We start from the raw sequence: 23,514 nt of genomic DNA on the forward strand, positions 1-23,514 counted from the left end.
GTTTATGCCGCCGAGCCTTTAAACAACGCAATAATGGCATTGGTTTGCAGCTCGTTGGTAAAGCTAAAGCGGATAGCATCGGCTAAGCGAGGATCTTTGTATGCTCGGGCAACAATGCCTGCCTCACGTAAGCGCTCAGCTACGCTGGCAACATCGTCAAATTTAGCTAACACGTAGTTACCGTTTGCTGGCAGTACTTGAGCGCCAAAAGCACTTAATGCCGTACTTAATCGCTGGCCTTGTTCGACTAAAGTGGCCACCTGAGTTTGCATGGTATCAAGACCTTGGGCACTTAAGGCTTTAGTGGCTAATTCAGACACCGGCAGTGGCACGGGATAAGGTGCAATCACTAACATGACTAAATCGATAATGGCATCATTGGCTAACATAAAGCCACAACGTGCGCCGGCCAATGCAAATGCTTTTGATAAGGTGCGCAGTACCACAAGGTTAGGGTAGGTGCTAAGCAAATCTGCCACGCTGTATTGGGGGCAAAACTCAATGTAGGCCTCGTCTACCACCACAATGGCATTGGGCGCAGCTTGAATGGCTTGCTCAATATCTGCTTTCGCGATAACCGTACCCGTAGGGTTATTTGGGTTACAAATAAACACGATTTTGGCATTGCCGATTTGCGCAGGCCATGCAGCGGGTAGCTGATAGCTTTCGGTTAAACTTAACGCCGTGACACTGACATTAAATGTGGCAGCGCTAATGGCGTACATGCCATAAGTTGGCCCAAAACAAGCAATACTGTCGACACCTGGTACGCAAAAAGTGCGGATTAATAATTCAATCGCTTCATCTGCGCCGCGACTGGCAATAATGTTGCTGGCCTTTACGCCGGAATACTGGCTGTATGCATTAATCAGCTCTGGGGGTTGGCATTCTGGGTAACGGTTCACTTTATCTAACTCACTATTGTTAAACGGTGACTCGTTAGCGTTAATCCAAATATCACCACGGCCACCAATACGTCTGGCACTTTGGTACGGGGTTAACGAGAGTAATTCTGGTCGGGCCAACTGTTTAGGGTCAAATGGCGCTGCTGTTTTTGGGCTCATGGCTATGTTCTCTAATTCACTAAACTATCATTGTTGTAGACTGGCTAAACGAATTGCGATGGCATTTTTATGGGCATCTAGCAGCTCATTTTCAGCCAGTACCATGACACTTTGACCTAAGGTTTGTAAGCCGGCTTGACTGAGCTCTTGCACGGTAAAGCGGCGGCTGAAATCAGCGAGCGATAAACTTGAAACCGAGCGACTGTAACCATAGGTGGGTAATACATGGTTGGTGCCGCTGGCGTAATCGCCAACAGATTCGGGGGTATAAGCCCCTAAGAACACTGAACCTGCACCGCGAATGTGTCTTAATACGTCTCGAGGTGCAGCAGTTTGAATAATCAAATGTTCTGGGCCATATAAGTTAGATACTTTAGCGGCTTGCGACATATCGCTGACAACAATACTGCGGCTACATTCTAATGCGGTGGCGGCAATGTCTTTACGGCTCAATTTGGCAAGTTGTTCAGTTAACGCTTGGTTGACCGCGTTTGCTAAATCAACTGAGTCTGTCACTAACATCACTTGTGAATCAACCCCATGTTCTGCTTGTGACAGTAAATCTGAAGCGACAAATGCTGGGTTTGCGTCTTTGTCGGCTATCACCAATACTTCAGACGGGCCTGCTGGCATATCAATTGACACACTGACACGGCTGTCTTGTGACACTAAACGTTTGGCTTCAGTGACATATCGATTACCAGGGCCAAAAATTTTGTCTACGTTTGGCACAGATTCGGTACCAAATGCGAGTGCTGCAATGGCTTGGGCGCCACCCACTTGAAATATGTCGGTAATGCCACACACATTGGCAGCATAGACAATGGCATCATTAATGGGTGGTGGGCTTACTAATACACGTTTTTCACAGCCGGCGATTTTTGCGGGTAATGCAAGCATCATTACGGTAGAGATAAGTGGCGCAGTACCGCCGGGTATATATAAACCAACACGCTCAATTGGCTCGCTTCGAAGCTCACAACGCACTCCCGCTTGGGTTTCAATATCCACACCATTAAACACTTGGGCTTTATGGAATGTTTCAATGTTGGCCACCGCTTGAGCTACAGCTTGTTTAACATCGTCACTCACACGATTACATGCGGCACTAATTTGTTCTGCAGTTAATGCCAGCTTGGTGAGTTCAACACCATCAAAACGTTTGTTAAAGCTAATTAACGCCGCGTCACCTTGGCTGTTTACTTGTTCAATAATATCGCGTACACCTTGCTCAACACTGGCGTCACCGATGAGAGGTGAACGCGCTAACGTTTGTTGTTGCTCAACTTTTGATAAAGACGCCCAATCGAGAATTTGCATGTGTTACCCCATCATTTTTTCAATTGGCATAACAAGAATTGAACTTGCACCAAGGGCGGTTAATTCTTCCATTGTGTCCCAGAATAAATCTTCACTACTTACCACGTGAATGGCCACGCGATTAGTATCGTCATTTAATGGCAATACCGTTGGGTTCTCAGCGCCTGGCAATAGGGCTACAATTTGATCTAAGGTTTCAAGTGGTGCGTGCAATAAGATGTACTTACTTTCGCGAGCACGAATTACCCCATTCATGCGTGATAAAATTTTGTCGATTAACGCTTGTTTCTCCGGTGTTTGATCTTCGTTTGATTGAATGATGCAGGCCATTGAGCGGTAAATGACTTCTGTTTCATATAAGCCATTAGCTTCAAGTGTGGCACCGGTTGAAACCAGATCACAAATACCGTCAGATAAGCCTGCTCGTGGGGCAACTTCTACTGAACCTTTTAACATACAGTCACTGTAGTTAATGCCTTTTTCTTGCATAAAACGACGTAGCAGATTTGGGTAAGAGGTGGCAATGCGCAGACCTTCAAGTGAGGTGGCATCTTTGTAATCAAATTCATTTGGTACCGCTAAAGATAAACGACAAGCCCCAAAATCTAAATCACGTAATTTAGTACATCCAGCAGGCTTACCTGCAAGTTGTCGTTCAATTTGTTCTTCTTCTAGTACGTTTTCACCAATGATGCCTAAGTCAACAACGCCGTCCATGACTAAACCTGGGATGTCATCATCACGAACGCGTAATAAATCAATTGGCATGTTATCAGCGTGAGCGATAAGACGTTGTTCATTAACGTTGAATTTAACGCCACAGCTTTTCAGTAGCTGTTGTGACTCTTTTGATAAACGTCCTGATTTCTGAATGGCGATGCGTAAACGCTTTGACTGACTCATGTGATACTTCCTTAATATATTTAAATAAAATGTCGAAAAATTTAAAAGCTTAAAAAATAATGCTGTAGAAAACAAAAAACCCCTGAAATTCCTTCCAGGGGTTTATGTGAAAATATGTTCACCACCAGAAGGATAACGTCCTCCGGCAGTAAGCATCCGAAGGCTACCGCATATGGTGATGATGATGGATTGTAGTCACTTGGATGTTCATAAATGTTCTCTTAGTTTTGTCTTAAAAAATCACTTTAAATGAGGACTTATTCACTCACTTAATGTCGTATAAAACGACTTGCAGTTAACTTAACCGCATTTATGCTTGTTTGCAATAGTGAACAAAGCATAAATGCCATTTAATTCCCAAATATATTGCATAAGTTATGCATTGCACCTCCATGATGATTTTTACTCATGATGGGTGCGCGATATTTAATCGCCTCATGGGTTTATGGATAAATCATATTGGATGAGGTGAGCTGTAGTTGCATTTGATTACTGATGTCTGCTTTTTGGCTAGCGGTTAATTGTGTTGAGTTATCAATGGCAATCAATGCATTTTTTTTATCAAAAGCATTCCACACATTAACCGTACTAATAATGGATTCTAAACGGGCACTGGTATCGCTAATGCGTTCAGCGACATTAAAGGCTTGCTGTGGATCGGTTTGGGTTAACTGATTCGCTCGTTGACGATAGGCAATGTCTTTATTGTCGTCAGATAGGGATGCAATAGATTGTAAAAAAGTAGACTCGGAATGCTCAACAAGAGCATAACTGGCGTTAATGATGATATCGCGCTGCACATTAACCTCGTAATCATCAATGCGTGCAAGCATCATATCTGGCTCGACACTGGCAATTTCTGCTACTGCACTGTTGTAATAATCCTGGTTGAGCTCGTAAGTTTGTTTTTGGTTATTTAAAAAGACTAAAGCGGCTTCAGGATCGGTTTCAGCCATTTTACGAGAAATAATAAAGACGCCGCTGGCACGCTGTTCTGTGGCAATGTTGTCTAGCCAATCGACGGCTTCTTGGACATTTTTGTCAACTAATTGATACACCATCGAAGTGACAAGGTAATTAGTTGACTCATTTAATGGTAATGATGATATTAAGCTAGCCGCTTCGCTAGGGGATTGCTCGATATAGTAGTACATCGTATTTAAATACATTTTGAGCGTGGAGGGATTTTCGGGTTGTTGTTTTAGCCACTCAAATGCCCCTATTGCGTCAGTACTGGCCCATGAGTCAACAATCGACATCATGACAGCGGTTTTCATCGGCTCAACGGTGAGTAAGTCAACATCGCTTAATGCTTGCAGGGGATTAACTGAGGCTAAGCCGCGCAAATAACTGTCAACCAATGATTCGTATCCGTCAGTGTTATTTTGCTCCGTTATCCATGAGATCACATTGGAGAATTGTTTTTTGCCGGCAATTTCTAAAATAAAGCCATATAAGTCATCATGTTGCGTATCTTGGGCAATAAATAGGGCTTCTAAAGGGTCTTGTTCAGCAAGCTGCAATATTCTAAAAATGGACATGTAAGGCGTGCCATCTCGTGATATTGATGCTTTCATCGCTTCTCGATCATGGCCTGTGTTATCGTACTGTAGTGATGTACTCATATTTGTCTTGGATGAAACGCTCACCCCTGTGGGCTGAGATATTACGGTATCAGTGCTGATTGTTTGCTGCACTGGGTGATTATCAGCATTATTTTGCCAAATTAGCGGATAGCTTAAAAAGCCGACAACCCAACTGATCGCCACCACAATTAACCATTTCATTTTTTGCTTTTCCTTAAGCACAATTCGCTTTTAAACTGTTAATAGCATAGATGTCATCTAACGGTATTATGATGCATTAGCAATTGCAATCATTTGTGTCAGTTAGCTTATACCAATCCGCATTAGAATTTGCTCTTTTAGCGAAAGTTATCAGTGAGGTATTCGAGGCAGCCTTTTGAGGGCATAGTGCACTGCACTACGTTAAGAAAGGCTAACAAAGAAGACCACGCTGATAAATTCGCCCTTCGGGGTTGCGTCACAAACCCCATTACGGCTTCAAATGACTTTGATGTAGATGACTACACCTGCAGTCATTTTCATTGTACTGGGTCTAGTGACGCAGCCTAAAATAGATCACATTCTAATAAGGATTGGTATTAATTGTTGCTTAAACATCAATTTTTATTAATGTGAATAGAAGCTTGTATAGGCAGTGTAATAGGATATTAGAGATCAGTACCATGCGTAAAAGTGATAAAAAAATAGATAATCAATTGAGGCTAGCGTTAACTGATGTGTGCGAGCATGCCCTTGAGCTTTATTCAGGCTTTGAGTGGATTACCCATAGCGTAGACTATGGCTCGTTTCCTAAAAGTTTACGCATAGTGTGTGTGTTTGATACTGAGCAGCAGTTAAGGCAATTTAATCATCAGGGGCATAAAGCCACGTTGTTAGCCCATATTAAACACAACCTAACAGACGTTGGCATTGTACTTCACAATATAGATAAACAGGTCAGTTTTGATACTGAAACCGCTTGCCAACAACAGCATCACGGTAACTGGGCATTACGCTTAAGTGCAACTATTATTAACAACAAGTTCCATTAATGATGATGTTGATTTAGCTAAACGTGTGAAACGTGTCTAAATGATTGTAAAAATGTAAAATATGGGCAAGTTTATAATCTGCTTTGTTTAATTCACCGTAAGCAAAATGGGGTGCCAACATTCCCTGGTACTGCCCAAAATTTGTTAGAGAGTTCAAAAACCTTGTCAGTGCTTGTTTCACATCAACATCAGGTTCAAGTGCAGGCGCTGCAGGTATCGCTTCACTCAGATTGTGTGTCATTGCGCCTTTTGTGGCAAATGCGGTAAAGGCTAGTGCCCCCAAGGTGTGCTTATACCAATCCGCATTAGAATTTGCTCTTTTAGCGAAAGTTATCAGTGAGGTATTCGAGGCAGCCTTTTGAGGGCATAGTGCACTACGTTAAGAAAGGCTAACAAAGAAGACCACGCTGATAAATTCGCCCTTCGGGGTTGCGTCACAAACCCCATTACGGCTTCAAATGACGTTGATGTAGATGACTACACCTGCAGTCATTTTCATTGTACTGGGTCTAGTGACGCAGCCTAAAATAGATCACATTCTAATAAGGATTGGTATTAAATACAGCTGATTTATGTTGCGGAAATCCGATCATAGAAAATTCGGCACTTTGCGCACAATGGCTAAACACCTGGGCACTATTCCACTCACCCGTGCTCATGCTTGCTAGTTGCTCTGAAGGAAGAGTGAGCATTACATTAAGTTTGGCTTTTAAACTAGTAAGATTAAGTAAGCTTGAATCGTTACCTTGGCTTAATCACAATGTACTTGCCCCAGTGACGCCAGTCGCCGCTCCGATTAGTCCCAATTTTATAAACTGTCTGCGCTGCATTATTCATCCTCAATATTGGTTTCATTGATACGCGTAAATTTAATCTCAAAGCCTTGGCTATCTTGACCACTGACGGCAACGCGGATGTGTTCACTGTCGATAAAATGATATTCAATTTTATTAGGGAAGTTATGATCATGGTTTTCAAACACCGCTAACGCACCTTCACAAGAGGTTAGTTTAAAGGCTACAGGCAACGGGTTGTGAGCCACGTTTGCGAGATAATAGATCCCTTCGGGCATGTTGAATAAACTAAGCGACTCATTATGTTGCCATTGGTCGGTGTAAGTTTCACCACTGCCTTCAAATGTATTGTCACTGACTCGGTGCCATTGCTCTTGTAATGTACTGTGCGCTTGCACGCTTTGCCATTTTCCTAACAGACCACTTAGCTGATTGAGGTTATCGCATGGCTTAGCTATGGTGCTAAACGAGGATATGAGCATTAGCATTACCAGTAATAATTTCATGGGGAACTCGTCTTTTTTTATTTGTTAAGCTTACGTGGTTTTGGGGCATAAACCAGCTCAGATAACCAATTACATATTTATGTTGTGATTAATAGTTGGAACATAAGCGTGTTATCAGCATAATACTCAACAATTTCAGCTAGTGTTTGTCGGCCATTTGAGGGCATTTTGAGCTCAAGACTTACTCAAACCGTGATCCACCAGTTTAGCCAAAGCGGTGCCTTGGCTAAAAATGTGCACAACTATCATAACCGCCAAAGTCAAACCGACATGGCGGTGGCGGTAAGTGAGGCTATTAGCCAAAAACAAAATATCATCCTTGAGGCCGGTACCGGCGTTGGTAAAACCTTTGCGTACTTAATCCCAGCCATTCTCAGCGGTAAACAAGTGGTGGTTAGCACTGGCAGTAAAAACTTGCAAGAACAGCTGTTTTTAAAAGACTTACCGGCATTGCTAGTAATGTTAGATATGCACGTACCCATAGCATTACTTAAAGGGCGTAATAACTATTTATGTCAGTTACGTCTTGAAAAACAAATGCAAAATGCCGCTCATTTTAGTGACCATTATATCGATGATTTACTCAAAATTAATCAATGGGCTAATTTAAGTAAAGACGGCGATATAGGCAACTTAACCTCGGTTGCAGAACATTCCGAAGTGTTACCCAGTGTGATAAGCACCAAAGAAACCTGCATCGGTAAAAAGTGTGAACATTACGATGTGTGTTTTACTCGTAAAGCACGTGTGCGCGCTATGGAAGCAAAAGTCATTGTCGTTAATCATCACTTGTTTTTTGCAGATAGGTTGCTCAAAGACACCGGGTTTGCTGAATTATTGCCTGACCCCGATGTGGTTATTTTTGATGAAGCCCACTTAGTGCCAGACATTTGTATTAATTACTTTGGTAGCCATATTTCAAGCCGTGAAATAGACAGCTTACTCAATGGGATTGTCAAACTTCATCGAGAGGTGATCCGCGACAGCATTCAAATTGAGCAATTAGCCCAACGAGGCTTGCTGGCATTAAGTGATTGGCATAACGCCATGTATGACAATCAAGTAACCGACTGGCGTAAAGTATCGGCTAATAAAAAGTTAGCTACAGTGTCTTGGGCGTTGCAGCAAGCACTAGCTGACTTGGCAAGACTGATTACCCATCATCTAGGGCGCGATGATCAACTTGATTTAGCCTTTGAACAACTTCACGAACTTGCTGAAAAACTACAAGACTATTTCGAGTGCAAAGACATGCAAGCGGCCTACAGCGTTGAGTTAGGCGCAAGGTTTATCATGTTAAGGCTAAGTCCAATCAATGTGGCCAAGCAATGCCAACAATTATTTGACTCAAACACCCGGTGGATTTTTACTTCAGCCACATTACAGGTCAACCGCAGTTTAGCGCACTTTGCTAACGAGTTAGGCCTAGCATCAGCCAAACAAGTCATTTTAGACAGCCCGTTTGACTACCCTAATCAAGCAATGTTCTGTGTACCGAGACATTTAGGTAAAGTAGGGCAATCACAACATACGGTTAAACAATTGGTTGATGTGTGTGTTCAAGCCATCAATGCGGCACAAGGCCGAACGTTTATTTTGTTCACCAGCCATCACATGCTTGAGCAAGTTGCTGTTTCCTTACAAAGTCGTATAGCTTATCCATTATTGGTACAGGGACAGGCGAGTAAACAAAGCTTATTGAATAAATTTAGGCAACTTGGCAATGCGGTTCTACTCGGCACCAGTAGTTTTTGGGAAGGGGTAGATGTGCGCGGTAAATTATTAAGTTGTGTCATCATCGATAAATTACCGTTTGTCTCGCCTGATGATGCGCTTTATAAAGCCCGTGCTGCGAATGCTGAACGTCAGGGATTCGATCCGTTTAGTCATATATCGTTACCCCAAGCGGTGATTAGTTTAAAACAAGGTGTTGGCCGCCTTATTCGCGATGAGAAAGACCGTGGCGTGCTGATTTTATGCGACAACCGAATTGTTAATCGCGCTTATGGCCAAGCTTTTATAAATTCACTACCTCCAATGCAGCGCACACGTGATTTAGACAAAGCGCTGCAATTTTTAAAACACATCCCTTAAGCTTTTTAAAACACGACGCATCAGTTATCATATTCGGCTTATTTGATGTTTTTACTGGGTACTTTTTTATAATGTCACAGCTGTTAACCATACTCGCGCTTGATACCTGCACCGAAACCTGCTCTGCAGCGCTCACTGCCAACGGCAAAGTGTTTGCCCAGATTGCTGATGCCCCACGTGAGCATAGCCAGCGTTTATTACCTATGGTAGATGACGTATTAGCACAAGCCCAAGTGACATTAGCCGATATTGATTTAATTGCATATGGCCGTGGCCCTGGCAGTTTTACCGGTATACGTATTTGTACCAGCATGACTCAAGGTTTAGCGTTAGGCCTTGATTTACCTGTGATAGGCATTTCAACACTTGCGGCAATGGCACAAGCTGCCATTACTGAAATGGGTGCCAATCAGGTACTCTGTTGTATTGATGCGCGTATGAATGAAGTGTATTGGGGGCAATATATTGCTCAAGATGGCATGGCAACATTAGTGGGTGAAGAACATGTCGGTTCGCCAGAGTCGATTGAATTGTTACTTGACCCAAGCCAAAATATACATGCTTGTGGAACCGGATTTGATGCTTATCCACAGCTGTTAACATTGTCACCTCAAACGGTGCCCTGTACCGAATCCTGTTATCCCGACGCTAAATATATGCTTGTTTTGGCTCAGCGAGGGCATCAACTAGGACTGCATACCAGTGTTGATGAGCTCGCACCTGTTTACTTGCGTGATACCGTTACATGGAAAAAACTTCCTGGTAGGGAATAGCCATTGGCGATATTTTGACATATTATTTGTGTTAATCACAAAGTAAGGTAACTGAACTGTTAATGGCAATTAATCCGGCACTCGCGACAGCACACAATCAATCAGGCCCAGTGAGCCTGAGTCAAGCTGTTGCCGGAAATCGACCCATTACACCAGCCAGTGACCCTATTGTTGTTAATCCTATTCCTGCAGATGCTGCTCAGCAAAACAATGATAGTCAAAAACTTGCTATTGTTGATGATGTGATTTTATCTGCAAAGCAACAAGCTCGCGTTGAATATGATCGTGACACCAGGAGTCAACGCGGCGCGATAGCCCAATATTTAACGACACAGCACTCAGCTAAGCGTGACGAAATCCAACAAATGGTCGGTATCGACTTATATGCCTAGTGCGGTTTCGGCAACCCCCAGTCGCAGCCGCTTTATGCTTGAATTGTTGGTGGCTTTTTTGCTGACGCGTTTGTCTTTCATTTCTATTCCTTTTAAATGGCTCGAAAGCTACTTTCATGAATTATCACATGGTATCGCCGCCTTATTAACCGGTGGCGTAGTGAGCCATATTCAGTTATTTCCTAATGGCGCCGGTTTTTGTTTTACCCAAGGTGGAAGCAGTATACTTATTGCTTATGCGGGTTATTTGGGCGCAGCATTATGGGGTTATGTGATCTTTTTATTAGCCACTAAAAAAAGCATTATCCGCTTTACACTTGGCTTACTCGGGTTTACGGTTGCGGCATCATTAGTCTTTTGGGCACGGGATCTACTCACCATTGCAATATTGCTCGTATTGGCAATACTTTTTTTGTTACCACTTAAATTAAAAAACAGTAGTGTGTTAAACACCTTACTGCGTATATTAGGACTCATGATAATTTTGAATGCCATGGCAAGCCCAATGGTATTATTAGGCTTAAGTGGTCAGGGCGATGCGGTCATGCTAGCACAGCTGACCTGGATACCTGCATGGATATGGGTCATGACCTGGCTATTATTTAGCGGATTAATGCTGTGGCTATGCTGGCAGAAAGTCGATTACAACAAGGGAGTAAGTAAATGAAACGTAACATGATGTTAGGTGCCTTAATGGGTTTATCGAGCCTAGGGTTAACAACAAACGTGCTTGCTGCAGATTCGGTATCCGCTCAAGTTGCTGCACCTCAAGTGAACGCCGCGTTAGCAAAAGCCGTGGCAAGTGAGTTCCGAACACCTGAAAATACGCTGCGTGATAAATACCGTCATCCTGCAGAAACCTTAGCGTTTTTTGATATAAAACCAGATCAAACCGTGATTGAACTATGGCCGGGCGGTGGTTGGTATGCTGAAATTTTAGCACCTTATCTAGCCGAAAAAGGTCAGTATGTAGCGGCAAATTTTGAAACACAACCGACTACAGACACCAAGCAAACTGCTTATTATAAATCGGCAGGTTTACGATTTGAAAAGTGGGCCAGTGACAACAAAGCCAGCGTCGGAAATGTACAATTTGTGACCTTAGATCCTCCGGCTAAATTTTCATTAGGAAAAGACAACTCTGCCGATCACGTGCTGACATTCCGTAACTTGCATAATTGGGCAATGAAAGGTGAGTTAGAAGGTGTGTTTAAAGCTGCCTATGATGTATTAAAAGTGGGTGGTTCTTTTGGTGTTGTTGAGCACCGTGCCAATGTCGGTATGGCAGCAGAAAGCGGCTATATGGATCAAAATCAAATGGTTGAGTTAGCTAACAAATATGGTTTTGAATTGACGGCTAGCTCAGAAATTAATGCTAACCCAAAAGACAGCAAAGATTACCCAAAAGGCGTGTGGACTCTTCCTCCACGTTTAGCCATGGGTGAACAAGATAAGCAAAAATACATCGACATTGGTGAAAGTGATCGAATGACACTGAAATTTACGAAAATAACATCTAAATAAGTTGAATAGGGGTCATCTACTGCGTTTATGCAGTGGATGATCTCTGTTATTTGAATGACTTCCTAATGGATCATTTATTCTGGTCTATGCCCAGTACATCAATAGTATATGTGCAGTCTCTGGCACCAATCCTTCGCCCCATCCAATGCCGATTACAGTAAAAAAGTGAACTAAGCATGCTGACACTTAACTCAACCGAATTTCAATTACCATTGGCGCATATTACCCTTGCGGCAAAGCGTTATGGTCAAACAGATAAGCCGATTATTTTGGCATTGCACGGCTGGTTAGACAACGTAGACAGTTTTATTCCTTTGGCTCATGCATTGGAACAGCAGGGCATACTTAATGCGTTTCAACTGATTTGCATTGACTGGCCAGGGCATGGTTTATCAGAACATCGCCCAGGACATTATCCTCTGCACTGGATTGATTACATTTATGATTTACATGCAGTGATTCAAGCGCTTAGACAAGATAATTATTCTATCACTCTGCTTGGGCACTCATTAGGTGGCATTGTCGCATCGGCTTATAATGCATGTATGGGAGACAATATTGAAAAATTGATTTTAATTGAAGCCCTAGCGCCATTATTTGAGTCTGCCAGCAATGCTAAAGCTCGATTACATAAAGGGTTACAGCAACAACAACGATTTAATCGACAATTGTCTCGGCCGACGCCAACGTATTCATCGATGGATGTTGCCATTCAAGCTCGCCATCAATTAACCGGACTGGCATTACCTTGGTGCGAGATGATTACCACGAGAAACATGCGATTAGTCAATGAAAAATGGGCTTGGAGAAGTGACCCTAGATTAAAGCTGGATTCTTTAAATCGGTTTACGTTTGAACAAGTTGACGGATTAATGACCATCAGTAATACCCCAACGCTATTTATCGCAGCTCAAGATGGCTATAAGCAACTTACTCTTACCGAACAACATGCAAATACCTGGTTTAGCGACATTAAAATGGTAACATTAGCCGGCGATCATCATCTACATATGGGGAATGCCAACCAGGTCGCAGAAACAATTGGAGCTTTTGTTCTAAATTAGTGCTTATGGCTGCTGAAATCGCTGTTATTTTGATTTCATTTATGTGATTATGGTCAAAAATTAAAACACTTGTATGATTATTGTCACTGCAATTTATGATTACAAGTAACATAAAAGCCTGCGATAACAATATTAATGATACGCAGTCGCTAAAAATTTTACCACTGACGGGGAATGCACGTCTTAGCACAGTGGGATTTATTAGGAGACACCTGTGGACCAGCCTTGGATTAATCACCTGCCTGAACACGTTCCGGCCGAAATCGACCCATCTCAATTTAGTTCTTTAGTACACATGTTTGAAGATTCAGTGGCAAAATATGCCGATCAAGCTGCATTTATCAACATGGGTGCGACGATGACTTATCGCAAACTTGAAGAACGCAGTCGCGCATTTGCGGCCTATTTACAAAATGATTTGCATTTAAATAAAGGTGACCGTGTCGCCATTATGATGCCCAATCTGTTGCAATACCCAATTGCATTATTTGGCATTTTACGCGCAGGAATGGTGGTGGTGAACGTTAATCCACTCTATACCCCTCGTGAACTAAAGCATCAATTAATCGACTCAGGTGCAAAAGCCATTGTTGTGGTATCAAATTTTGCTAATACCTTGGAAGAAGTGGTTGACCAAACCCCTGTTGAATCTGTCATTATTACGAGTTTGGGTGATCAGCTCAGTGCACCTAAACGTACCTTGGTCAACTTTGTCGTTAAGTACATTAAAAAGTTGGTACCTAAATACCATTTGCCACATGCCTTATCGTTTCGTGAGTCGCTCAGTAAAGGTCGGCGTTTACAATACATCAAAGCTGACATCAATGGCGATGATTTAGCGTTTTTACAGTACACCGGTGGCACTACTGGTGTGTCAAAAGGGGCAATGCTTAGCCATAAAAACGTGGTCAGTAATGTACTGCAAGCCAACGGTGCCTATTCGCCGGCATTAAATGACGGCGTTGAATTTGTGGTGACTGCATTGCCGCTTTACCATATTTTTGCGTTAACGGTGAACTGCTTATTGTTTTTACATAAAGGCAGCAAAAACTTGTTGATCACCAATCCACGAGACATTCCAGCATTTGTTAACGAGTTAAAAAAATACCCATTTACCGCTTTAACTGGGGTGAACACATTATTTAATGCATTAGTGAACAATGAAGAGTTTACTCAATTAGATTTTTCACGGTTAAAGTTTTCAATTGGTGGTGGTATGGCCGTGCAGCGTGCAGTGGCTGACAAATGGCAAAAAATAACTCAAACCCGTTTGCTTGAAGGCTATGGCTTAACAGAAGCATCACCGCTTGTGACCTGCTGTCCTTATAACTTAGACGGTTATAATGGCTCTATTGGTTTTCCTGCTCCCTCAACGTTAATTCAAGTTCGTGATGATGACGGTAATGTACTCGCGCAAGGTGAAACCGGTGAGTTGTTTGCAAAAGGCCCGCAAATTATGCAAGGCTATTGGCAACGTCCTGAAGAATCATCGAAAGTTATCGACAAAGAAGGGTGGCTAGCGACAGGTGATATTGGTTACATGGACGAGAAGGGTTTTTTCTTCATTGTTGACCGTAAAAAAGACATGATTTTAGTGTCTGGATTTAACGTATTCCCAAATGAAGTAGAAGAAGTCGTTGCGTTGCATCCTAAGGTCATTGAAGTGGCTGCTGTGGGCGTACCTCATGAAGCAAGTGGGGAGCTAGTTAAAGTGTTTGTGGTTGCCAAAGATAAATCTCTGACCGAAGAAGAGCTAATTAAGCACTGCCGACATCATTTAACGGGATATAAAGTGCCTAAGCTGGTAGAATTTAGGGACGAATTACCAAAAACAAATGTGGGTAAAATTTTACGCCGACAACTTCGAGATGAAGTTAAGAAAGCATAAAATGATAGCCGGCAATTAAGCCGGCTTTTTTATTATTGATTTTCTCATTTGTATTTTTTAGCGGAGCTTATTTTGTTAACGTTTGAATATATCAGTGATGATGCCAGCCTTTTATCATTAGTTGAGCAATACCAACAAAGTACCTTATTGGTACTTGATACTGAATTTGTCCGCACGCGAACCTATTATGCCAAACTAGGGCTTATTCAAGCCTATGATGGTAAAACCTTAGCACTAATCGATCCTGTGGCGATTACCGATCTCAGTCCATTTTGGCAATTACTCACAAACCAACAGATTGTGAAGTTAGTGCATTCTTGTAGCGAAGATCTTGAAGTTTTTGCTCATTACGGCGAATGTCAACCAAGTCCACTATTTGACAGCCAAATAGCAGCCAGTCTTGCTGGATTAGGTCACGGATTAGGCTATGCCAAGCTCGTAGAGGCTTGTTTGCAGGTTGAAATTGATAAAGGTGAGTCGCGTACCGATTGGATGAAGCGTCCACTGACAGAGGCACAGCTACAGTACGCTGCAAACGATGTGTATTATTTATATCAGTTGTACCCACAACTTCAACAAAAGCTTGCTGAAAACCAGCGTGAAGCTTGGTTGTTTGAGGAAGGGCAGCGCATGACCGAAGGGCGGATGTCATTACCAGACGGCGAGACCATCTACTTGAAAGTTAAAAATGCTTTTCAGTTAAACAGCCAACAATTAGCCTACTTAAAAGTGTTAGCAAAGTGGCGTTTAAATAAGGCTGTTAATCGCAATCTGGCGCTAGGTTTTGTAGTTAAAGATCATGCATTAATTGCGTTAGCTAAAAAACAGCCGAGTACCCTAGCTGAGTTAAATCGTTTAACAGAGTTGACTGAGCAAGAAAAACGTATTCATGGTAAAGACTTATTGAGTGTAATGGCTACCGCCGATTTAGTTAACTTGCCTGAGGTTGTTGATATTGTCGCACTTAAATCAGGATATAAGTCGGCCTTTAAAGACATTAAAAATCGTTTAACGGAATTATGTGAGCGTGAAGCTGTGTCTCTCGAGTTTGTTGGGTCAAAACGGCATATACATGAATTTTTACTTTGGCTTTACCATAACAAGCAAACTGCAACACCATTACTGTTATGTGGCTGGCGTGGTCAGCTTGTGAATGATCTATTGGCCGATGTACGCTTTGGCTAATTAGGCTAAAACCGATAAAAAAGGATACTCGCATTACGCCAGTATCCTTTTTTGTGCCCGCAATGTTGTAGCCGTTTACTTTGACTCTGGCAAGGTTACGTTAAGTTCTAATACCGATAAATTATCATCATTTTGGTCGAGTTGCACAGATACCTGGTCATCTGATATCTGTACATATTTACGGATCACTTCAATGATTTCTTGTTTCATCTTAGGGAAGTAATCGGGTGCACCGCGCTCTCCACGCTGATGAGCCACAATAATTTGCAACCTTTCCTTCGCCAACGATGCGGTATTGGTTTTTTTATTGCTTCTGAAATAATCAAGTATCGACATAGTTAGCTACCAAATATCCTTTTAAGGAATCCCTTTTTTTCTTCTGTTATAAATCGAACCGGTACATCTTCGCCCAATAAACGAGCAACAGTATCACTGTACGCTAAACCTGCATCACTTTCCTGATCAATAATGACCGGTACACCTGAGTTTGATGCTTTAAGTACTGATTGCGACTCGGGAATAACCCCAAGCAGCTCAATCGCTAAAATTTCTTTCACATCCTCAACGCCAAGCATTTCACCTGTTTTTACTCTAGCAGGAGAATAACGCGTCAGCAGTAAATATTCTTTAATCGGCTCAAGAGATTGCTCTGCACGGCGAGAGCGACTTTGTAACATGCCTAAAATACGGTCTGAATCGCGCACTGAGCTGACTTCTGGGTTGGTCGTTACAATGGCAATATCGGCAAAATACAGTGCCATCATCGCCCCTTGTTCAATCCCTGCTGGAGAATCACATACAATGTAGTCAAAATCTTTGGCTAAATCGTCTAATACGCGACCAACACCTTCTTTGGTTAAGGCATCTTTGTCGCGCGTTTGCGAGGCGGGTAATATAAACAATTTATCGCAGCGTTTATCTTTAATTAACGCTTGGTTTAAATTGGCTTCGCCATTAATGACGTTAACAAAGTCATATACTACACGACGTTCGCAACCCATGATTAAATCAAGGTTACGTAAGCCAATATCAAAGTCGATAACGACGGTCTTTTTGCCTTTTAAAGCTAACCCGGTGGCAATTGCTGCACTGGATGTTGTTTTTCCCACACCGCCTTTACCTGATGTGACAACAATAATTTGCGCCATTTTGTTTTATATCCTTTTATTTGCCAATTATTGGGGCAATGATTCTACTGTGAGAGACTCGCCATCAAGGCGGACACAACCTCTTTGATTGAGAGCGTATTGTTGTAAATGTTCTGTTAACCAATACTGTCCTGCAATCGACACTAATTCTGCTTCTAGCGAATTTGCGATAATCACACTTTGATTATCACCCGCAGCACCTGCCATGGCTTTGCCACGCAAGGCTCCATAGATATGAATGCTACCATCAGCAATGACTTCTGCGCCATTACCAACTGCACCAAAAATGATTAAATCAGCATTTTGTGCGTATATTTGTTGGCCAGAACGCACATTTTGCTTAACAATTTTAGTGGCGCGTTTAGGTAACTCAGCTTTTGGTGCTTGTTTACCCGATTTAACCACGGCAATGGCCATTTCTTTTGCTTGTTCTATTTGTTCTTTACTGGCATCGGTAATACCAACAATAATTAAATTTCGGTCAGTTAATAATTGTTTGAGCGCGTAAAAATCAATTTGAGCATGCTGGATGGCAGATAGGTTTAATACCAGAGGAGCACCCAGAAAAAATTGAGGCGCTTGAGCCAGTTTGTTATCCAATTCAGCTGCGATAAGGTCGAGATCGTGATGATTAATATGCAGTACTGATAATGTAAAAGACGTGGCTTTTAATTCGAGATTTTGTTTAGCCATCCCGGCATTGTTCTCCAAACATCAGTTAGAAACTGATTTACAATTATTTTCTTTAGTCTCCATGTTATAGTGTGCTTAGTTGACTATCAAGTTTGAACCTTTGGAAATTTACACTAAAATGATTTGTGCAGTATATAAAAGCAGTAGAAAAGCCGATACGTACCTTTTTGTCAAAAAACGTGATGTTTTTGATGATGTTCCAGAACCGTTAATGGAAATGTTTGGCACACCAATGTTAGTGATGGTTTTCCCATTATCTAAGCGTGATCATCTTGGTATTGCTGACATAGACAAAGTCAAAAGCTCACTAGAAGAAAAAGGCTTTTATTTACAAATACCGCCACCCATTATGAATTTGCTTGAACAACATAAACAAGAGATAGGTTTTAAACAATAAACAGAATCTCTTGAGGAGTAAACAGGACTCATATGATTCTAAAAATCATTTTAAGCGCAATTATTTACTTCTTCACTTCTCATTTGGTGGTCGCTAATAATAGCCATCACCAATTTGAAGATTACCTACTTTCCCTACAACAGCAAGCTATCAGTGCCGGCGTATCGCCTTTGTTAGCCGAACGCTTAGTTAGCGATATCAAAATATTCAAAAAAGCCAATATCGATAATGATTTACAACATACCCTTGAAACCTATATACCGCAAATGGTCCCTGAAATCAGTGTCAGTACTGGCAGAGCCATGCTTCAACAACATGAAACCTTGCTTAGTAACTTAAGCGAGCGCTACCAAGTGCAACCACGGTTTATGATTGCATTGTGGGGCATTAACTCGCGTTTTGGTGAGCGTCCTGGTCGGTTTCCAGCTTTATCGGTACTGGCCTCGTTAGCCTTTAACGGTGAGAATCAGCTCTTTTATGTCGATGAGTTTATTGCTGCGCTTAAGCTCATTGAGCAAAAAAAGTTTGATGTAAATGCACTTAAAAGCTCATCGACTGGAGCCATGGGGCAAATGCAAATGATGCCCTCACAACTACTGAGTTACCTTGTTGATGGTGATAACGATGGCCATTTTGATATTTGGAATAGCACAGATGATGCTTTTGCGAGTGCTGCAAATATGCTTAATCAGCAAGGATGGCAGTTTGATGCAACTTGGGGTAGGCAAGTTAAAGCGACAATGATGCTAGATCCTAGCTTGTTAGGGCTAGCCAGTACCCATACTTTTTCACAATGGCAAGCATACGGGATTAAGCGCTTTAATGGAAAAAATCTACCGCAGCGAGATGACATTAATGCTTCACTCATTGCGCCCGATGGCCCTCAGGGACGCTATTATTTAGTGTATGACAACTTTCGATTGTTAGATCAATTCACCTCATCGTTACATGATACTTTAGCGTTAACCTATCTTTCTGAAAAAATTAAGCAGTAACCGTACTGGTTTTAGGTGTAAAATAGCGACAAATTTAAATCAATAGCCAGTTAGATAGACAATGATGACTCAGTTTTGGACAACCACTCCGCTTGAACAAATGACCCCCGTACAATGGGAGTCTCTTTGTGATGGCTGCGGAAAATGTTGTTTAAATAAAATAATCGATGATGAAACCGACGAGCTTTATTACACCAATGCCGCCTGCCATTTATTAGACAGTGAGAGTTGTGGCTGTCGACGCTACATTGAGCGTTTTAACTATGTGCCAGAATGTACCGCGATTACGCCAGAGAATATCAGCGAGTTAACCTGGTTACCTAATAGCTGCGCTTACCGACGTTTACATTTAGGTAAAGGCTTGCCTAGTTGGCATCCGCTTTTAACCGGTAGCAAAGATGCCATGCATGCAGCGGGCATTTCTGTGCAAGGTAAAACGGTTAACGAGATGAAAGTAAAATACCTAGAAGACTGTATTGTATTGTGGCCATTGTTGGATGTTGAATAGCCAAATTACAGCCTATCATTGTGGCTCTATTAACAAAAAAAGACCTGTTTGAGGTCTTTTTTGTTAATAGAGCCACCTAGCTACTTAAGTGGTTTTACACTCGGAACCAGCATGATTAACCAAATCACGCCATAAATAGCAAAACACACCATCATCCATTGTGCCATGCTCACCGACAACCAAGTCCAAGGTAAATCACTGCACATACCTGTAGGTGAAAATACTGAAGGTAACCACACATCTAATGGCATAAAGCTTGGAAATTCAGGGTAAAAAGAGCATGTTGCAAAAGGTGATGGGTTCACCTGCATGTCGTTAAGTTCATAGGCTAAACGAAATCCCCACACTGAAGATACCGCCCAGCTCACTAACCCCACAAAGCGGAAAATCCACCGTTTAGGTTGTAGCATGCCAATCAGTCCGGCCAATATTAGCCCCAGAACGGCAACTCGAACATAAATGCACATAACACAGGGCGCTAGATCCATAACGTACTGAAAAAACAGGGCGGCAAGTTCTAACACTACACCTGATAGGGCAAGCAATCCCCATGATAAACGGCCACGACAAAAAAGTTGTAACGCTGACAAGTGTTGCTCCTAATACAATGTGAAGATAAAAAAACACCCTCAATTGAGGGTGTTCAAAAGGGTGTGTCGACTTTAAGATAATTTATCTATTAAGTCTATTCCTCTTGGGTGTGCTACCGTATTAATGACCGCTAACCATACCGCCCAAATCTTTCGCCGAATGGTGAATAATCCAGTGATTGTCATAAAGCCCTTGGGTCATATCGGTTAAAAACCCCGTTTCAATTGCAAGCACACCGACGATTGATAATACAATGGTGTACGGTAATGCCATCCACACCATACGACCATAAGAGAGTCGAATAAGTGGAGCAATAGCTGAGGTTAATAGGAATAAAAATGCTGCTTGGCCATTTGGTGTGGCAACCGATGGTAGATTAGTACCAGTGTTAATTGCGACAGCAAGCAAGTCGAACTGATCGCGAGTAATTTGGCCGCTTAATAAAGCCGATTTCACTTCATTAATGTAAACCGTACCCACAAACACGTTGTCACTCACCATAGACAGTAAGCCGTTAGCAATATAGAAAATGACTAACTGCATATTACCTTCATAGCTCAGTGCCCATTGAATCACTGGCGCAAATAATGCTTGGTCAATGATCACACCGACAACCGCAAAAAACACGGCTAATAATGCGGTAAAGGGTAGCGCTTCTTCAAACGCTTTACCTAACGCGTGCTCATCCGTTACACCATTAAACGCAGTGGCTAAAATGATGACAGATAAGCCGATCAAACCGACAGAGGCTAAATGCAATGCTAAGCCAACAATCAACCACACACCGATTAAGGCTTGAATCACCAATTTCATTTTATCTTGGTTGGTTCTGTGTGAGTCTTCGTGTGCTGCATAATCAGTTAAAATACGATGAACCGCATCTGGTAACTGTGCGCCGTAGCCAAACCATTTGAATTTTTCAACAAGGAAGCAGGTTAAAATACCGGCAGCTAAAACTGGCATTGTTACTGGTGACATACGTAAGAAGAACTCACCAAACTGCCAATGAGCTTGCGCAGCAATGATTAAGTTTTGCGGTTCGCCCACCATGGTACACACACCACCTAAGGCAGTACCAACACCAGAGTGCATTAATAAGTTACGTAAAAAGGCCCTAAATGCTTCTAACTCATCATCATTGAGTTGCCCTGATGATTCTGATGTATGGTCATGGCCATCGTTATCACTAAAACTCTTGCCTGAGGCCACTTTGTGATAGATAGAGTAGAACCCCACCGCGACAGCAATAATCACTGCAATAACCGTTAATGCATCTAAGAATGCAGATAGAAAAGCTGATGCGGTACAAAACATCAAAGACACGATAATTTTTGAGCGGACTTTGGTGATCATTTTGGTAAACACGAACAGCAAAAGCTGTTTCATGAAATAGATACCCGCAACCATGAACACTAACAGTAGAATAACTTCTAAGTTGGCTTCAATTTCATGCAGTACTTGCGTGGGGGATGTCATTCCAATCATGACCGCTTCAATAGCGAGTAATCCACCCGGTTGTAATGGATAACATTTTAATGCCATCGCAAGGGTGAAAATAAATTCTACGACTAACACCCATCCGGCGACGAATGGACTAACGTAGAAGAACAGCAGGGGATTGATGACTAAAAATGCCAAAATTGCATATTTGTACCACTTAGGCGAATTGCCTAAAAAGTTAACAAACAGCGCCTGACTCTTGGTTGCCTGCATTGCAGCCTCTCCAGTATTGTTATTGTGACAGTATTGGTACCATTTTTGATAACAAACAACACATCATTATTTTCAACAAGTTTGGGAGAATAGAGGCAAGTTCATATTTAAAACTTGATGAAAATCAATATTTCATTAATTTTCATTAAAACCCTAGGCACGTCATTGGTATAAAACAGCCTGCTCTTTGTTGTAAAATAGCGATGTATTGCCTTAACAAACAATGCGTTAATTCACCTTTGGATCTGGTGTACGCGATATGGCCATTAAATTTGCCGTTAGTGTAGCTTAAGTAAAATCGAATTGTAATCTCGTTGCTTGGGCAAATAATCTTACATCGCACTAACAAAACAGCTACATGAGTATATACTAAACTTGGTTGATTTTATCGAGTAAAATCGCCATATCATGATGATTCTAGTGGAGTAATGTGAGCTCTATTCAATAAATCAAATTTGAGTGATTTTCTGCAGGTTAAAAAATGTGCTTTAAAAGTATTGTGAATAAACAATGGTTTTTATTTTCTACCGCTCTGGTATGATCAGTACAATAGTTTCGCCATTGTTTAGCAATAGGATATGAAGGCTAATGATCATCAATGCCAAAGGCCCAGCAAGTTTTGCTGAGAAATACATTGTTCGTTCCATTTGGGAAAATAAGTTTCCACCCGGATCCATTTTACCGGCAGAACGTGAGCTTTCTGAACTCATCGGTGTCACTCGTACTACGTTACGTGAAGTACTTCAGCGTTTAGCTCGCGATGGTTGGTTAAAAATTCAACACGGCAAACCAACCCAAGTGAATAACTTTTGGGAAACCTCAGGACTTAATATTCTTGAAACCATTGCTGACTTAAACCCTGATGGATTTCCATTATTAGTCGATCAACTTATGTCTGCACGTGGCAATGTCAGTAATATTTATTTCCGGGCATCTATTCGCCATAATCCTGAAAAAGTGGTTGAGGTACTTGCGGGTATTCATAGCCTAGAAAACGATGCTGAAGCTTATGCAGAATTCGATTATCAATTACATCACACCTTGGCTTTTGCCTCAGGTAATCCTTTATACGTATTGATATTAAATGGTTTTAAAGGTTTATATAACCGAGTAGGCCGTTTCTACTTTTCAAGCCAAGAAGCGCGGGAGTTAACTATGCGCTTTTATGTTAAACTTGAGCAACTTGCTAAAGATAAAAACTATAGCGATGTGCCTGCGTTAATGCGTAATAATGGCATTGAAAGCGGTAAGTTATGGCAAAAGTTACGTGATGACATGCCTGCTGAAATCGGTCACGACAATAGTTAATGACTTAACGAATGATTTGACATTGTTCCGTGAAATA

Annotated in this window: 24 protein-coding genes, 1 pseudogene and 1 other annotated feature; of the genes and pseudogenes, 13 read left to right on the plus strand and 12 right to left on the minus strand. The window is 41.9% G+C overall.

Annotated features, from left to right (window positions below):
• Positions 1-2: 2 nt before the first annotated feature.
• From hisC to PQR79_RS03245, 4 genes are all read right to left on the minus strand, one after another.
• Positions 3-1,064 (minus strand): histidinol-phosphate transaminase, encoded by a 1,062-nt coding sequence (gene hisC / locus PQR79_RS03230; RefSeq protein ID WP_238104412.1) that lies wholly within the window; start codon positions 1,062-1,064, stop codon positions 3-5.
• Between the two features lie 27 nt (positions 1,065-1,091).
• The gene (gene hisD, locus PQR79_RS03235; protein WP_238104414.1) at positions 1,092-2,384 is read right to left on the minus strand and encodes a histidinol dehydrogenase; all 1,293 of its coding nucleotides are present in this window, start codon (positions 2,382-2,384) and stop codon (positions 1,092-1,094) included.
• A gap of 3 nt (positions 2,385-2,387) precedes the next feature.
• A complete protein-coding gene (gene hisG / locus PQR79_RS03240; protein ID WP_238104416.1) occupies positions 2,388-3,287 on the minus strand; it encodes an ATP phosphoribosyltransferase in 900 nt (299 codons plus the stop codon).
• 69 nt (positions 3,288-3,356) lie between these two features.
• Positions 3,357-3,475: a sequence feature (His leader region), on the minus strand.
• A 255-nt stretch (positions 3,476-3,730) separates the two neighbouring features.
• Positions 3,731-5,074 carry a hypothetical protein gene (locus tag PQR79_RS03245; RefSeq protein ID WP_238104417.1) on the minus strand — a complete coding sequence of 448 codons (1,344 nt, stop codon included), beginning with the start codon at positions 5,072-5,074 and terminating at the stop codon, positions 3,731-3,733.
• Positions 5,075-5,535: 461 nt separating this feature from the next.
• Between PQR79_RS03245 and PQR79_RS03250 the strand changes: the two genes are divergently transcribed.
• Positions 5,536-5,904 carry a Fis family transcriptional regulator gene (locus PQR79_RS03250; protein ID WP_238104419.1) on the plus strand — a complete coding sequence of 123 codons (369 nt, stop codon included), beginning with the start codon at positions 5,536-5,538 and terminating at the stop codon, positions 5,902-5,904.
• A gap of 13 nt (positions 5,905-5,917) precedes the next feature.
• Here PQR79_RS03250 and PQR79_RS03255 read toward each other — a convergent pair whose 3' ends face one another.
• The 3 genes and pseudogenes from PQR79_RS03255 to PQR79_RS03260 form a co-directional block, all read right to left on the minus strand.
• Complete coding sequence (locus tag PQR79_RS03255; protein WP_303648301.1) at positions 5,918-6,241, minus strand: DUF1569 domain-containing protein; 324 nt, start codon at positions 6,239-6,241, stop codon at positions 5,918-5,920.
• Between the two features lie 202 nt (positions 6,242-6,443).
• Positions 6,444-6,632, minus strand: a pseudogene (locus PQR79_RS20265) (DUF1569 domain-containing protein); the annotation flags it as partial.
• Positions 6,633-6,733: 101 nt separating this feature from the next.
• Positions 6,734-7,204 carry a DUF6265 family protein gene (locus PQR79_RS03260; RefSeq protein ID WP_238104155.1) on the minus strand — a complete coding sequence of 157 codons (471 nt, stop codon included), beginning with the start codon at positions 7,202-7,204 and terminating at the stop codon, positions 6,734-6,736.
• Between the two features lie 168 nt (positions 7,205-7,372).
• Between PQR79_RS03260 and yoaA the strand changes: the two genes are divergently transcribed.
• From yoaA to rnd, 8 genes are all read left to right on the plus strand, one after another.
• A complete protein-coding gene (gene yoaA, locus PQR79_RS03265) occupies positions 7,373-9,298 on the plus strand; it encodes a DNA repair helicase YoaA (RefSeq protein WP_238104154.1) in 1,926 nt (641 codons plus the stop codon).
• 71 nt (positions 9,299-9,369) lie between these two features.
• The gene (gene tsaB, locus PQR79_RS03270) at positions 9,370-10,071 is read left to right on the plus strand and encodes a tRNA (adenosine(37)-N6)-threonylcarbamoyltransferase complex dimerization subunit type 1 TsaB (protein ID WP_238104153.1); all 702 of its coding nucleotides are present in this window, start codon (positions 9,370-9,372) and stop codon (positions 10,069-10,071) included.
• A gap of 62 nt (positions 10,072-10,133) precedes the next feature.
• Entirely contained in the window at positions 10,134-10,463 is a 330-nt protein-coding gene (locus PQR79_RS03275) for a hypothetical protein (protein WP_238104152.1), read from the plus strand.
• Positions 10,456-11,130 carry a M50 family metallopeptidase gene (locus PQR79_RS03280; RefSeq protein WP_238104151.1) on the plus strand — a complete coding sequence of 225 codons (675 nt, stop codon included), beginning with the start codon at positions 10,456-10,458 and terminating at the stop codon, positions 11,128-11,130. Before PQR79_RS03275 ends, PQR79_RS03280 begins: the two co-directional genes overlap by 8 nt.
• Complete coding sequence (locus tag PQR79_RS03285) at positions 11,127-11,987, plus strand: class I SAM-dependent methyltransferase (RefSeq protein ID WP_238104150.1); 861 nt, start codon at positions 11,127-11,129, stop codon at positions 11,985-11,987. The genes PQR79_RS03280 and PQR79_RS03285 overlap by 4 nt, the downstream gene beginning before the upstream one ends.
• A 176-nt stretch (positions 11,988-12,163) precedes the next feature.
• The gene (locus PQR79_RS03290) at positions 12,164-13,051 is read left to right on the plus strand and encodes an alpha/beta fold hydrolase (protein WP_238104149.1); all 888 of its coding nucleotides are present in this window, start codon (positions 12,164-12,166) and stop codon (positions 13,049-13,051) included.
• Positions 13,052-13,265: 214 nt separating this feature from the next.
• A complete protein-coding gene (fadD, locus tag PQR79_RS03295) occupies positions 13,266-14,939 on the plus strand; it encodes a long-chain-fatty-acid--CoA ligase FadD (protein ID WP_238104148.1) in 1,674 nt (557 codons plus the stop codon).
• A gap of 72 nt (positions 14,940-15,011) precedes the next feature.
• Positions 15,012-16,124 (plus strand): ribonuclease D, encoded by a 1,113-nt coding sequence (gene rnd, locus PQR79_RS03300; RefSeq protein ID WP_238104147.1) that lies wholly within the window; start codon positions 15,012-15,014, stop codon positions 16,122-16,124.
• A 75-nt stretch (positions 16,125-16,199) separates the two neighbouring features.
• Here the strand turns inward: rnd and minE are convergent, their stop codons facing one another.
• The 3 genes from minE to minC are packed head-to-tail and all read right to left on the minus strand — an operon-like array spanning position 16,200 to position 17,965.
• A complete protein-coding gene (gene minE, locus PQR79_RS03305; protein ID WP_188919744.1) occupies positions 16,200-16,460 on the minus strand; it encodes a cell division topological specificity factor MinE in 261 nt (86 codons plus the stop codon).
• A 2-nt stretch (positions 16,461-16,462) separates the two neighbouring features.
• Positions 16,463-17,272, minus strand: a complete 810-nt coding sequence (gene minD / locus PQR79_RS03310; RefSeq protein WP_188919742.1) for a septum site-determining protein MinD — start codon at positions 17,270-17,272, stop codon at positions 16,463-16,465.
• 27 nt (positions 17,273-17,299) lie between these two features.
• Positions 17,300-17,965, minus strand: a complete 666-nt coding sequence (gene minC, locus PQR79_RS03315) for a septum site-determining protein MinC (RefSeq protein ID WP_238104145.1) — start codon at positions 17,963-17,965, stop codon at positions 17,300-17,302.
• 118 nt (positions 17,966-18,083) lie between these two features.
• Here minC and PQR79_RS03320 point away from each other — a divergent pair, with 118 nt between their 5' ends.
• The 3 genes from PQR79_RS03320 to PQR79_RS03330 all read left to right on the plus strand — a co-directional run bounded on the left by PQR79_RS03320 (position 18,084) and on the right by PQR79_RS03330 (position 19,865).
• Positions 18,084-18,362, plus strand: coding sequence for a YcgL domain-containing protein (locus PQR79_RS03320; protein WP_238104191.1), 279 nt, complete (start codon positions 18,084-18,086; stop codon positions 18,360-18,362).
• Positions 18,363-18,394: 32 nt separating this feature from the next.
• Positions 18,395-19,357, plus strand: a complete 963-nt coding sequence (locus PQR79_RS03325; RefSeq protein ID WP_238104144.1) for a lytic murein transglycosylase — start codon at positions 18,395-18,397, stop codon at positions 19,355-19,357.
• A 61-nt stretch (positions 19,358-19,418) separates the two neighbouring features.
• On the plus strand, positions 19,419-19,865 hold the full coding sequence (locus tag PQR79_RS03330) for a YcgN family cysteine cluster protein (RefSeq protein WP_238104142.1): 447 nt from the start codon (positions 19,419-19,421) through the stop codon (positions 19,863-19,865).
• A gap of 80 nt (positions 19,866-19,945) precedes the next feature.
• On the opposite strand, the gene dsbB is transcribed toward PQR79_RS03330, so the two are convergent.
• Positions 19,946-20,455 (minus strand): disulfide bond formation protein DsbB, encoded by a 510-nt coding sequence (gene dsbB, locus PQR79_RS03335; RefSeq protein WP_238104141.1) that lies wholly within the window; start codon positions 20,453-20,455, stop codon positions 19,946-19,948.
• A gap of 121 nt (positions 20,456-20,576) precedes the next feature.
• Complete coding sequence (gene nhaB / locus PQR79_RS03340) at positions 20,577-22,169, minus strand: sodium/proton antiporter NhaB (protein WP_238104140.1); 1,593 nt, start codon at positions 22,167-22,169, stop codon at positions 20,577-20,579.
• Between the two features lie 588 nt (positions 22,170-22,757).
• On the opposite strand from nhaB, the gene fadR reads away from it, so the two are divergent.
• Entirely contained in the window at positions 22,758-23,477 is a 720-nt protein-coding gene (gene fadR, locus PQR79_RS03345) for a fatty acid metabolism transcriptional regulator FadR (RefSeq protein WP_238104139.1), read from the plus strand.
• Positions 23,478-23,514 lie beyond the last annotated feature (37 nt).

This window comes from Shewanella metallivivens (genome assembly GCF_028750675.1).
In the GTDB taxonomy this organism is placed as follows: Bacteria; Pseudomonadota; Gammaproteobacteria; order Enterobacterales; family Shewanellaceae; genus Shewanella; species Shewanella metallivivens.